The sequence below is a fragment of the Micromonospora sp. C81 genome (assembly GCF_018070425.1).
In the GTDB taxonomy this organism is placed as follows: Bacteria; Actinomycetota; Actinomycetes; order Mycobacteriales; family Micromonosporaceae; genus Micromonospora; species Micromonospora zamorensis.
In genome coordinates this window covers 312658-325341 of sequence record NZ_JAGPXS010000006.1, presented here as the reverse complement: position 1 = coordinate 325341, position 12684 = coordinate 312658, and the positions used below count along the sequence as shown (strand labels likewise).

The 12684-nt window shown below is 71.4% G+C and carries 8 protein-coding genes; 4 read left to right on the top strand and 4 right to left on the bottom strand.

What is annotated here, in order from left to right; all coding sequences use genetic code 11:
- Positions 1 to 61 precede the first annotated feature (61 nt).
- From KBX46_RS13625 to KBX46_RS13615, 3 genes are read right to left on the bottom strand one after another with little or no spacing between them, the layout of a single operon-like run.
- The gene (locus KBX46_RS13625) at positions 62 to 772 is read right to left on the bottom strand and encodes an SDR family NAD(P)-dependent oxidoreductase (RefSeq protein ID WP_210792764.1); all 711 of its coding nucleotides are present in this window, start codon (positions 770 to 772) and stop codon (positions 62 to 64) included.
- Entirely contained in the window at positions 769 to 1380 is a 612-nt protein-coding gene (locus KBX46_RS13620) for an aminodeoxychorismate/anthranilate synthase component II (protein WP_210792763.1), read from the bottom strand. Before KBX46_RS13620 ends, KBX46_RS13625 begins: the two co-directional genes overlap by 4 nt.
- Positions 1377 to 2687 (bottom strand): anthranilate synthase component I family protein, encoded by a 1311-nt coding sequence (locus KBX46_RS13615; protein ID WP_247667466.1) that lies wholly within the window; start codon positions 2685 to 2687, stop codon positions 1377 to 1379. The genes KBX46_RS13620 and KBX46_RS13615 overlap by 4 nt, the downstream gene beginning before the upstream one ends.
- 522 nt (positions 2688 to 3209) lie before the next feature.
- Between KBX46_RS13615 and KBX46_RS13610 the strand changes: the two genes are divergently transcribed.
- The 4 genes from KBX46_RS13610 to KBX46_RS13595 all read left to right on the top strand — a co-directional run bounded on the left by KBX46_RS13610 (position 3210) and on the right by KBX46_RS13595 (position 11594).
- Complete coding sequence (locus tag KBX46_RS13610) at positions 3210 to 4676, top strand: PLP-dependent aminotransferase family protein (protein WP_210792761.1); 1467 nt, start codon at positions 3210 to 3212, stop codon at positions 4674 to 4676.
- Positions 4677 to 4866: 190 nt separating this feature from the next.
- Positions 4867 to 10269, top strand: a complete 5403-nt coding sequence (locus tag KBX46_RS13605; RefSeq protein ID WP_210792760.1) for a carboxyl transferase domain-containing protein — start codon at positions 4867 to 4869, stop codon at positions 10267 to 10269.
- Positions 10270 to 10377: 108 nt separating this feature from the next.
- Entirely contained in the window at positions 10378 to 10614 is a 237-nt protein-coding gene (locus KBX46_RS13600; protein ID WP_088947727.1) for a DUF5988 family protein, read from the top strand.
- 275 nt (positions 10615 to 10889) lie between these two features.
- Positions 10890 to 11594, top strand: a complete 705-nt coding sequence (locus tag KBX46_RS13595) for a 4'-phosphopantetheinyl transferase (RefSeq protein ID WP_210792759.1) — start codon at positions 10890 to 10892, stop codon at positions 11592 to 11594.
- Between the two features lie 153 nt (positions 11595 to 11747).
- Here the strand turns inward: KBX46_RS13595 and KBX46_RS13590 are convergent, their stop codons facing one another.
- On the bottom strand, positions 11748 to 12656 hold the full coding sequence (locus tag KBX46_RS13590; protein WP_210792758.1) for an alpha/beta fold hydrolase: 909 nt from the start codon (positions 12654 to 12656) through the stop codon (positions 11748 to 11750).
- Positions 12657 to 12684 lie beyond the last annotated feature (28 nt).

The following is a 12684-nucleotide window of genomic DNA, read 5'->3' as shown; positions in this document are numbered from 1 at the left end:
GGTCGGATCCTCTCCAGGGGTGAGCCGGCTGCGGTGCTGTCGCCGCCAGCCGTGGCGCAGGTCAGTGCAGGCCACCGTTGACGTCCAGAACCGAGGCGGTGACGTAGCTGCTCTCCGGGCCGGCCAGCCACGCGACGGCCGCGGCGATCTCAGCCGGCGAGCCGAAGCGGCCGACCGGAATCCTGGCCCGGTAGTCGTCCCGGCGCTCCACCGGGATCCGGGCGGCCATCGGGGTGTCGACCAGGCCGGGAGCGACCGCGTTGACCCGGATGCGGTGCTCGGCGAGCGCCCGGCCGAGGCTGCGGGTCAACGCGATGCACGCACCCTTCGACGCCCCGTACGCCGCGTCCGGGCTGCCGGACTGCCCGCTGATCGAGGCCACGTTGACCACAGTGCCGGGCCGGCCGGCGTCGACCAGGCCACGGGCGAACGCCTGGGTGCAGAAGAACGCGGCGCCCAGGTTGACGTCGAGCACCTGCGCGTACGTCTTCGGGTCGTAGTCGAGGAAGTCCCGGGCGTGGTAGACGCCGGCGTTGTTCACCAGCACCGTGGGCTGGCCGTACCGCTCGTGGATCCGTGCGAAGAGCTGCTCCACCTGCTCCGGCACTGCCACGTCGGCGACCAGCGAGGCGTACGCCACCGGGTCACCGGCCGGGTCGACGTCGATGCCGAGCACCCGGTGCCCGGACCCGGTCAGCGCGACGGTCACGGCCCGGCCGATGCCGCCCGCCGCGCCGGTGACCACGGCGAGCGGGACTGACTGGTCGGTCATGGCGACCCCACCGCCCCGGCGCCGGCTGCCGGCACTGCCGCCGACGCGCGGCCCAGGAAGTTGTCGAACAGGCGCAGCCCGTCCTCGGTGAGCACGCTCTCCGGGTGGAACTGCACCCCCTCCACCGGCAGGGTCAGGTGTCGTACCCCCATCACGTAGCCGTCGTCGGACGAGCGCGCGGTGATCTCCAGGGCCGGCGGGGCCGGGTCCGCGACGATCAGCGAGTGGTAGCGGGTGACGGTGAGCGGGGCGGGCGCGCCGGCGAAGACACCTCGGCCGTCGTGGGCGACCACGCTCGTCTTGCCGTGCATCAGGTGCCGGGCGACGGTGACCGTTCCCCCGTACGCGAGGCCGATCGCCTGATGGCCGAGGCAGACGCCGAGCAGCGGCACCTGGCCGGCGAAGGCGTGCACCAGCTCCACGTGCCCGGACTCGGCGGGGTGCCCCGGCCCGGGGCCGAGCACCACCGCGTCCGGCCGCAGGGCGGCGAGCTGCTCGGTGGACCGCGACCGGGAACGGACCACCACGGTCCGCGCGCCGAGGGTTCGCAGGTACTGGTCGATGATGTGGGTGAAACTGTCGTACGCGTCGACGAGCAGGACCTTCACGGCAGCAGCTCCGTACCGGTCAGGGCCCAGAACGTGGCGCTCATCTTGGCCAGCGTCTCCCGCCACTCGGCCCCGGGTGTGGAGTCGGCCACGACCCCGGCGGAGGCCTGGGTGCGGTAGCGGCGACCGTCGTGCACGGCGGTGCGGATGCAGAGCGCCAGCACCGCGTACCCGCGTACGTCGACGAGGCCGATCGAGCCGGCGTAGACGCCCCGGGGTTCGTCCTCCAACCCGTCGATGATCTCCATGGAGCGCAGCTTCGGCGCGCCGGTCATGGTGCCGGCCGGGAAGGCGGCGCAGATCGCCGCCCAGACGTCGGCGTCGTCGGCGAGCTGCCCGGAGACGGTGGACACCAGGTGGTGCACGTACGCGAACGGCTCGACGTCGAACATCGCGTCCACGCTGAGCGTGCCCGGTACGCAGACCCGACCGATGTCGTTGCGGCAGAGGTCGACCAGCATGACGTGCTCGGCCCGCTCCTTCTCGCTGGCCGTCAGCTCGGCCACCAGCCGGCGGTCGGTCTCCGGGTCGGCGCTGCGGGCAGCGGTGCCCGCGATCGGGCGCATGGACAGCCGGCCCTCATCGACGCGGAGGAACAGCTCGGGGCTCGCCCCGATGACGGTCCCGCCGGCCCAGGGCGTCAGGTACATGTACGGCGAAGGGTTGCGGTGCCGCAGCCGCCGGTAGACCTCCAGCGGGGTGAGAGCCGTCTCCACGTCGATCCGGTGGCCGATCTGGATCTGGTAGCTGTCCCCCACCTCGATGTGCCGCAGGCACTGCTTGACCCGGGCGGCGAACGTCTCCTCGTCGACGGTGTCCCGCACCAGGGTGGGCGGTGGGGCGACCGGCACCGCCGCGTGATCGTCGGGAAGCCCGGCGAGCAGCTCCGACAGCCGGGGAGCGCCGCTGTCGGGTGGCAGGTGCGGGCCGCTGGCGGTGAGCTGCCGCACGGTGCCGGCGCGCAGGTCCCACCAGACGGTGTGCCGGAACAGCACGAGGGTGCAGCGTGGGATGTCGTCGACCACCCGGTCGACGGAGAGCTCGTCCATGTCCCGCGCGGCCTCGTACGCCAGGGTGGTGAGGAAGCCGAAGGCGAAGCTGTCAGCGGGGGCGGTGGTCCGCACCGCGAAGGCCCGCTGCACGGCCCGGACCGCCGCCCAGACCTCGGGTGGCCCGGAAACCGACCAGACCCGCTCCGGCGCGCGGTGCCGGGCCGGCTCGCCCAGGACCGCCGTGAGCACGGCGGACAGGGCGTCGCCGAGCGGACCGTCGCAGATCACCTCAAGCCGGTCGGCGATGAACCGCAACTCGGCGAGAGTGTCCCAGCCGACTGCCGCCGCATAGCGATCCTGAGCCGGGCCGTCTAGGCTTTCGAAGAGATACAGATCGTCGTGCGGACGACATTCGGAGAGTGCCGTGTAGAGCGACAATGGATTGATTGCCGACAGTGTGACGGATGTCACCTCTATTGGAATTGAGTTGGCCAGTGGCGTAGGCCGCATCGCCACAGAATGCGACCGAATGGGCCACGTGGCGGTCTTGGTTGACAATGAGGACACTGCGAAACCCCCTCTGAGCAGCCCGATTTCCGCGCCACCGTTGGCGCTGACCCCGCCGCGTGACACGGCAGATCGGACTTTCCCCCCGCACAAAAGGACTCGCACGACCGGCCCGCGCCGGCACCAGGGACGTTAGTGAGGTCCATATTGGACAACTCGGAACGTACGCCCTGATTCGCCGGTCGCTGGACGGTTGCGCGTCCGGACAACACTTTCCTCAAGTACAGATCGCGCTGTCCATACCACTTCGACTACGCCGGAGCGGACCACTTGTTGTTGAATCTAAACCTGTCAATAGATGGTCAGTCGCGTGAAACGCTGGCAGTGCAGCTCCGTAACGCATTTCGTACGCAGATCGAGGAGGGCGTGCTGCGTCCCGGCACCCGCCTGCCGTCGAGCCGGCAGCTCGCCGCCGACCTCGGGGTGTCCCGCAGTGTGGTCGTCGAGGCGTACGAGCAGCTCTGCGCCGAGGGCTACTTCGTCTCCCAACACGGCTCGGGCACCTCGGTGGCGGCGGCGGCACGCGACGAGATCGGCTCGGCGCTCACTCCCGGCGACCGCGCACCGACGGCGGCACTCCGGGACCTGCGCACCGGCGGCCTGCACGCCTCCACCTTCCCCGGGCAGGACTGGATCCGGGCGGTCAGCGCGGTGGTCACCTCGGCCGGCCTCCGCGAGCTGGGATACGCCCCGCCGTCCGGCCTGCCGGTCGTCCGGCACACCCTCGCCGGCTACCTCGGCCGAGTGCGCGGCGTGCGTACCAGACCCGACCACCTCATGATCACGTCCGGCTTCGCCCAGGGCCTCGCGCTGCTGTGCCGGGAGCTGCGCGACCGGGGCCACGACACGGTCGGCGTGGAGGACCCGGGTCACCCGGGCGAGTGGGAGTTCATCGCCGACGCCGGCCTGCGTCCGGTGGGCCTACCGGTGGACGCCGACGGCATCCGGGTCGACGCCCTGGCCGCGAGCGGGGTCCGCGCCGTGCTCGTCACCCCGGCCAGCCAGTTCCCGACCGGGGCCACGCTCAGCGCGCAGCGCCGGGAGCAGCTCGTCGCCTGGGCCGAGGCGGTCGACGGCTACATCGTCGAGGACGACTTCGATGCCGCCTTCGTCGCCCCGGCGCAGCGGATGCCGGCGTTGCAGAGCCTCGCCCCGGACCGGGTGATCTACGCCGGCAGCGCCAGCAAGGTGCTCGCCCCGGCGCTCCGCCTCGGTTGGCTGGCCACCCCGGCCACACTGACCGCGCCGATCGAGCGCCTGCGCGCCGGCTGGGACCTCGGCTGCTCCAGCCTGGAGCAGCTCGCCTTCGCCCGGCTCATCGACACCGGGGCGTTCGACCGGCACCTGCGGCGACTCACCGCCGACATCCAGAAACGCCGTCAGGTGGTCCACCAGTTCGTCGCCCGCGAGCTGCCCGGCACCACCCTGCGCAACGGGCACGGCGGGTTGCAGGCGTACCTGGAACTGCCCACCTGGTGCGCCGAGGAGGCGCTGGTGCAGGCCGCCCGACGCCACTCGGTCCTGGTCCGTGGCGGTCGCTTCTACGCCCTGCGCGCCGACGACCGGCCGCCGGCACTGGTCGTCGGCTACGCCGGGTTGCGCGGCACCGAGCTGGGCCGCGGCCTGGCCGGGATCGCCGGGGCGTTCCGGGAGACGATGGGCCGCACCGGGTCCAGAGCCCCTCGGGTGACTCCGACGGCCGAACCGAGTGGCACCGGGGTCCGCGGTGGACGGTGAGCGCGACCGGTGACCCCTGTCGTCCCGGCGCCGTCACCCTGGGCGGGCTCGCGTCCCAGGCCAAGCTAGGGGTGTCGGCTGCTCCCACGGGCGCGTTACGGTCCGGCCGTGCCCGTACCGCGATGCGCGCGCGGGTCACTTGAGAATCGTCGTCTGTCGAAGCGTCAGGCGTCGGGGGAGGGGTCGACCGGTGTTCAGGCGTATCGCGATCATCAATCGGGGAGAAGCCGCGATGCGGCTGATCCATGCCGTACGGGACCTGTCGGCGGAGTCGGGTGACCACGTCGAGACGGTCGCCCTGTTCACCGACGAGGACCGTACCGCGACGTTCGTCCGGGCGGCCGACCTGACGTATCCGCTGGGTGCCGCGGCCACCCGCCCGTACCTCAACCACGAGCTGCTGGAACGCGCCCTGGTCGAGACCGGCGCCGACGCGGCCTGGGTCGGCTGGGGATTCGTCGCGGAGGACCCGGCGTTCGCCGAGCTGTGCGAGCGGATCGGGGTCACGTTCGTGGGGCCGAGCGCGGAGGCGATGCGCAAGCTCGGCGACAAGATCGGCTCGAAGCTGATCGCCGAGGAGGTCGGCGTCCCGGTCGCCCCGTGGAGCCGGGGCGAGGTGGCGACCCTCCAGGACGCTCTTCGCGCGGGCGACCAGATCGGCTACCCGTTGATGCTCAAGGCGACCGCCGGCGGTGGTGGGCGTGGCATCCGGCGGGTCGACTCGCCGGTGGACCTCACCGACGCCTATGAGCGCACCAGCCAGGAGGCGTTGCGGGCCTTCGGCTCCGGCGTGGTCTTCCTGGAACGCCTGGTGACCGGCGCCCGGCACGTCGAGGTGCAGATGATCGCCGACGGGCAGGGTGGCGCCTGGGCGCTCGGGGTGCGGGACTGCTCGGTGCAGCGCCGCAACCAGAAGATCATCGAGGAGTCCGCGTCGCCGGTGCTGGCGGCGGAACAGGTCGCCGAGGTGAAGGCCGCCGCGGTGCGGCTCGCACTGGCGGTGGGTTACCGGGGCGCCGGCACTGTCGAGTTCCTGTACCACCCGGCCCAGAAGCTGTTCGCCTTCCTGGAGGTCAACACGCGGCTCCAGGTCGAGCACCCGATCACCGAGATCACCACCGGCACCGACCTGGTCAAACTCCAACTGCACGTGGCCGGCGGTGGCCGGCTCGACGGTCCGGCACCGGTGGAGGCGGGTCACGCGGTCGAGGCCCGACTCAACGCCGAGGACCCGGACCGCGACTTCGCACCCTCCCCCGGCCGGATCGTCCGGCTCGCGCTGCCGGCCGGCCCGGGCATCCGGGTCGACACCGGTGTCAGTGAGGGCGACAGCATCCCGGCGGCCTTCGACTCGATGATCGCCAAGATCATCGCGTACGGCCGGGACCGTGACGAGGCGCTCGGCCGTCTGCGTCGCGCCATGGCCGAGACCACCGTCATCATCGAGGGTGGCGCCACCAACAAGAGCTTCGTGCTGGACCTGCTCGACCAGTCCGAGGTGATCGACGGCTCCGCCGACACCGGCTGGATCGACCGCGTCCGCTCCGAGGGCCGCCTCGTCACCCACCGCCACTCCGCGATCGCCCTCGCCGCGGCCGCCATCGAGGCCTACCAGGACGAGGAGGAGGTCAGCCGGCAGCGCCTGTTCACCACCGCGCACGGCGGCCGCCCGCAGGTGCGCCACGAGACCGGCCGCCCGCTCGACCTGAAATTGCGCGGCGTCGCCTACCGGGTGGCGGTGTCCCGCGTGAGCCGCAGGTGTTTCCGCATCGGCCTGTCGGCCGGCGGGGACGTCCACCGCGTCGACGTGCAGATGGAACGGTTCGACGAGCACCGCGGGCAGATGCTGGTCAACGGCAACCGCTTCCGGTTGGTGACCGCGACCCACGGGCCGATCCACACGATCGAGGTCGACGGCGTCACCCACCGGGTCAGCAGGGACGAGGGCGGCGTGGTCCGCTCCCCCGCGCCGGCCCTCGTCGTCGCGACTCCCCTGACCGTCGGTGACGAGGTCGAGGCCGGCGCGCCGATCCTGGTGCTGGAGAGCATGAAGATGGAAAACGTGCTCCGGGCCCCGTTCAAGGCCCGCGTGCGCGAGTGCCCCGTCGCCGTCGGCAGCCAGGTCGAGACGGGCACCCCCCTGATGCGCCTCGAACCACTGGCCGACACCACCACCGAGGAGAGGACCACTTCGGCCGAGGTCGTCGAGATCGACCTGCCGGCGGCACCGGCCGGGCCGTCGGCGGAGCAGGTCCTGGACGATCTGCGCGCGCTGCTGCTCGGCTACGACGTCGCCCCGGGCGAGATCGGGCGTTGCCCAGCCGTGCGTACCGGGGCGCCGGCCGGTCACCTCGACCTTCTGACGATCTTCGCGAACCTGGCGGAGCTGGCCCGCAACAAGCCGCGTCGGACCGCCGACGCCCAGCCGGGCAGCGCCGTGCACACCCCGCGCGAGTTCTTCCACAGCTACCTGCAGAGCCTCGACGCCGAACGGGCCGGCGTCTCCCCCGGGTTCGTGGCACGCCTGGAACGGGTCCTCGCCCACTACGGCGTGACCGGGCTGGACCGCACACCGGAACTGGAGGACGCCGTCTTCCGGATCTTCCTGGCCCAGCAACGGATGGCCGCCGCGACGCCGGTCGTCTCCGAGGTGCTGCGCCAACTGCTCGCCGGGCCCGCACCCGTCGGCGACCTGCGTGAACCCGCCGGTGTCGTCCTCGAGCGCCTGATCGAGGCGACCCAGGTCCGCTTCCCGGTGATCGCCGACCTGGCACGTGGTCTGGTCTTCCGCTGGTACGCCCAGCCCCTGCTGCGCCGCACCCGCGCCGAGGTCTATGCCGAGGTCCGTGCCGACCTGCGCCACCTCGATGAGCACCCGGACGCCCCGGACCGGGCCGACCGCATCCAACGCATGGTCTCCTGTCGACAACCCCTCGTGCGGATCATCGGTCAGCGCATCCGACGCCCCGGCCACACCGAGCACGGCCCGCTGCTGGAGGTGCTCACCCGCCGCTACTACGGCAACCGGGGCCTGACCGCGGTGACCGCGCGGGGCGGGTTCCTCACCGCCGAGCACGGCACGACCCACATCGTGGCGGGCGCCACCGACATCGCCCGTCTTCCCGGCACCCTCACCGCGCTCGCCGAGCTGGCCGCCGACGCCCCGGCCCCACTGGTCGCCGACCTGTACGTCGCGGTGCAGGACCAACCCGACGACGACGCCGTCGCGGTACGCCTCGCTGAGCTGTTCGCGGCACACCCGCTGCCGTCGACCGTCCAGCGGGTCACCGCGACCGTCGCCAGCTCCAACGGCGCCGTCATGCACCACTACTTCACCTTCCGGCCCGGCGAGGCCGGCTTCACCGAGGACCGGCTGATCCGTGGGCTGCACCCGCAGATCGCCCAGCGCCTGCAACTGGAGCGGCTGCGCGAGTTCGACCTGACCCGGCTGCCCTCGGCCGACGAGGAGATCTACCTCTTCAAGGCCGTGGCGCGCAGCAACCCCGCCGACGAACGGCTCATCGCCATGGGCCAGGTCCGCGACCTGACCCCGCTGCGGGAGACCGACGGACGCCTGGTCGCGCTGCCCGCCCTGGAGGAGGCCACCACCCTGGCCCTGGACGCGATCCGCGACATCCAGGCGCGGCGGCCGCAGGACAAGCGGTTCGACACCAACCGGATCCTGATGTACGTCTGGCCGCCCACCAACCTGTCGCTCGACGAGCTGAACGCGCTGGTCCAGCGGATCCTGCCCACCTCGACCGGGGCCGGGCTGGAAGAGGTGCAGTTCATCGCCCGGCAGCCGCACTCGGCCGGGGACGTGGCGGTGACGATCACCCTGGACCCGGGCAACGGCGCTCACCTCAACGTGGGCGCGCCGTCCACCGAGCCGGTGCGACCGCTCGACGACTACCGGCAGAAGGTGCTGCGTGCCGCACGTCGGGGCACCACCTACCCGTACGAGCTGACCGGGCTGCTGGGCCGCTTCACCGAGTACGACCTCGACCCGTCCGGGACGCTCGTACCCGTCGAACGGCCGAAGGGGAAGAACTCGGCGGCCATCGTGGCCGGCGTGGTGACCACCCCGACCGAGCGCTACCCGGAGGGCGTCACCCGCGTGGTGCTGCTCGGCGACCCGACCAAGGCGCTGGGCGCGCTCTCCGAACCGGAGTGCGCCCGCGTCATCGCCGCCCTCGACCTGGCCGAGACCATGCGGGTGCCCCTGGAGTGGTTCGCCCTGTCGGCGGGCGCCCGCATCTCGATGAGTTCCGGAACCGAGAACATGGACTGGGTCGCCGCGGCGCTCAAGCGCGTCGTGACGTTCACCCAGGCCGGCGGTGAGATCAACATCGTGGTGGCCGGCATCAACGTCGGCGCCCAGCCATACTGGAACGCCGAGGCCACGATGCTCATGCACACCAAGGGCATCCTGGTGATGACCCCGGACTCGGCGATGGTGCTCACCGGCAAGCACTCGCTGGACTTCTCCGGTGGTGTGTCGGCCGAGGACAACTTCGGCATCGGCGGCTACGACCGGGTCATGGGTCCGAACGGGCAGGCGCAGTACTGGGCACCCAGCCTGCCGGCGGCACGGGACGTGCTCATGGCCCACTACGACCACACCTACGTCGTACCCGGGGAGACCGGGCCGCGGCGGGCCGACACCGATGACCCGGTCGACCGGGACGTCTCCGACTACCCGCACCTCGTCGACGGCAGCGACTTCACCACCGTCGGGCAGATCTTCTCGGCGAGCCACAACCCGGACCGCAAGAAGGCCTTCGACATCCGTACGGTCATGCGCGCCCTGTCCGACCAGGATCACCCCGTCCTCGAACGCTGGGCCGGGATGGCCGACGCCGACACGTCCGTGGTCCAGGACGCCCACGTCGGTGGCTATCCCGTCTGCCTGATCGGCATCGAGTCGCGCCCGGTCCCCCGGCGCGGGTTCCCGCCCACCGACGGGCCGGACACCTACACGGCAGGCACCCTGTTCCCCCGCTCGTCGAAGAAGACGGCACGGGCGATCAACGCGGCCTCCGGCAACCGCCCGCTCGTCGTGCTGGCGAACCTGTCCGGCTTCGACGGATCCCCCGAGTCGATGCGCAACCTCCAGTTGGAGTACGGCGCCGAGATCGGCCGGGCGATCGTCAACTTCGAGGGCCCGATCGTCTTCACGGTGATCTCCCGCTACCACGGCGGCGCGTTCGTGGTCTTCTCCAAGGCCCTCAACCCGAACATGTCCGTGCTCGCTTTGGAGGGCTCGTTCGCCTCGGTGCTCGGCGGCGCCCCGGCCGCAGCCGTCGTCTTCTCCGGTGAGGTCACCAACCGCACCGCGAAGGACCCCCGCGTCGCCGAGCTGCACGCGCAGGTCGCGGGCGCGACCGGCGCGGAACGGGCGTCCCTCAACGTCCTCCTCGCCGAGGTGCGCTCGTCCGTCCGCGCGGAGAAGCTGGGCGAGGTGGCCGCGGAGTTCGACCGGGTGCACAGCATCCAGCGAGCCGTCCAGGTCGGCTCGGTCGACGCCATCGTCAGCACCGCCGAGCTGCGGCCCCGCATCATCGAGGCGATCGAGCACGGCCTGAAGAGGTGACGCCCTCCCCGCCCTGGCATCGGGGTGCTAGGGGTCTGTGTCGGCACCGGCGACGCCCCCATGCTGAAGTCGGAGCGACGAGGCTCCGTGGCAGAGAGGACCGATCCGATGCCTCAGTACCTGACACTCGACCCGCCGGCCCTGGCACCGTCCGAGCCCGTGCTGGTGTTCCTCCAGGGTGGACCTGCCGACATCCCCCGCACGGTGGTGGCCAGCGTCGAGCAGCTGGTCTACGGAAAGATCAAAGTGCCCTACCTGGCCGGTTACGAGCACTTCGAGCGCCGTTTCGGCGACGGCTCCCCGCTGTTGTTCACCTGGACCGCGCGGACCAAGATCGCGGAATGACGCGGGACGGATCGCGGGTCGCACTCTGGGCGTCGGCGCCGGGGCGGCGGCCCGCGATCGGAGGCCCACCGACTGCCCGGGCCCCTAGCCGGGAAGGGCGATCCCTTAGCTGCGCGAGCGCGGCCCGTGAAAGCCGCAGCGTTCGTTCCCTACGGCTACCAGCGTCGATACTGTTGAAGCGTGACCAATGCCAGCCGTGCCCGTGCACTGCCGCCCGAGGGCGTCAGGTCGGCCACCGCTGACTCCGGAACCGTTTCTCCGGCGCGGAGGAAGCCATGATCGAGTCCATCCTTCCCGGCGCCGTGACGGCCGTCGACACCTTCGTGGACCCGCCCGGCGCCGACCTCTTCCCCGAGGAGGAGGCCGTCGTCCGCAAGGCCGTGGACAAGCGCCGCCGCGAGTTCACCACCGCCCGCTGGTGCGCACGCCAGGCGATGCGCCAGATCGGGATCGCTCCCGCGCCGGTCCTGCCCGGCACCCGCGGCGAGCCCCAGTGGCCCTTCGGAATGGTCGGCAGCATCACCCACTGCGCCGGCTACCGCGCCGCAGTCCTCGCCGAGCAGGAGAAGGTCACCACTGTCGGCATCGACGCCGAACCCAACGAGGCTCTCGCCAACGGTGTGCTCGAAGCCGTCTCCCTGGCCGAGGAACGGGACCGCATCGCCGTCCTGCTGCGCGACCATCCCGGTGTCGCCTGGGACCGGATGCTGTTCAGCGCGAAGGAATCGGTCTACAAGGCCTGGTTCCCGCTGACCGCACGGTGGCTCGACTTCGAGGACGCGAACATCGTCATCGACCCGCTGAACGGCACCTTCAACGCCACGCTGCTGGTGACCGGGCCGTGGGTGCACGGGCGGCGGCTCAGCGGGTTCAGCGGCAGGTGGCTCGTCGAGCAGGGCCTCGTCGTCACCGCCATCACCGTCCTCGCGCCGGTGGTCCCGAAGACCCGGCCCGTCGGCCGCCTCGCCGCGCACCGCTGAGCCCGGTCGGCGCTGTCGCGGCCGGTCCCGGCGGGCGTCACCGCCGAGCGGTACGACCAGCTGATCAAGTACGCGCCCGCGATCCGGGCAGCATCCATAGTCAGGTACGGCTGATTCATGTCCGACCATGGCCCGGGCGCGGGTGTCTTGGAATCAGGTCGTGTGGCGGATGATCGAGTCGGCGATCCGCTCGGTGAGCCCCGGCGCGAAGAACGGGTGGTGGCCCATTCCCCGCACGATCTCCAGGCGGGCCGCCGGGATCTGCGCCGCGAGGGCTTCACCGTGGGCTTGGGGGAACAGCGGGTCATCGCTGCCATGCAAGACCAACGTGGCGGCGGCGATACGAGACAAGGAGGCCCGCCGGTCGTCCTCCCAACGCCGACCGGCCAGATCGTGGTTCAAGGCGGCAGCGAGGTTGTCAGCCCTGGCGTAGCACTGTTCGACGAACCGCCGCGCGGCGGGCTCATCGAAGGGCAGGACATCGCCGTTGAGCACCCGCCAGGTCTGTACGTCGGCGGCCCTGCGCTGCTGGGCCGTCGTGCGAGGTGCCGTCGCGGAGGCCATCAGGTGGTTGAGGAACTGTGCCGTCGGAGGTGGAAGTTCGCCGGCCTCAGCCGGTTGGCCTGCCATTGCCCTGGCCCAGGCCGGGCCCGGATTGTTCCCCATCGGAGAGGATGCCATTGCCGTCAGCGTGCGGACGCGGGCTGGCTGATGCACAGCGAGCCACTGCCCGATCGCCGCGCCCAGCGACGTCCCGACGATGTGCGCGGCCGTGACGACGTAACCGTCCAGAACGGCTGCCGTGTCGGCTGCCATGTCGGCGAGCGCGTACGGATGCGTTGTGAAGTCGACGGAGTCGGAACGGCCGGTGTCACGGTGATCGAACCGGATCACCTGCCGGCCGCTGCCCACGAGAGCTTCCACAAGCTCATCGGGCCAGCCGATGCCCTGCGTAGAGGTGCCCATGACCAACAAGACGGTGGGGTCATCGGGGCGACCGAATCTCTCGGTCCACAACCGAACCTGCCCGGAACGAACGAACTTCTCCTCACCAGTAAGCATGCCGGGCACCGTAGCGGTCACCGGATAG

Coding starts and splice junctions, on each gene's coding strand:
- KBX46_RS13625 (WP_210792764.1), bottom strand. CDS start 772: ATGACCGACCAGTCAGTCCCGCTCGCCGTGGTCACCGGCGCGGCGGGC.
- KBX46_RS13600 (WP_088947727.1), top strand. CDS start 10,378: ATGCCTCAGTACCTGACACTCGACCCGCCGGCCCTGGCACCGTCCGAG.
- KBX46_RS13595 (WP_210792759.1), top strand. CDS start 10,890: ATGATCGAGTCCATCCTTCCCGGCGCCGTGACGGCCGTCGACACCTTC.
- KBX46_RS13590 (WP_210792758.1), bottom strand. CDS start 12,656: ATGCTTACTGGTGAGGAGAAGTTCGTTCGTTCCGGGCAGGTTCGGTTG.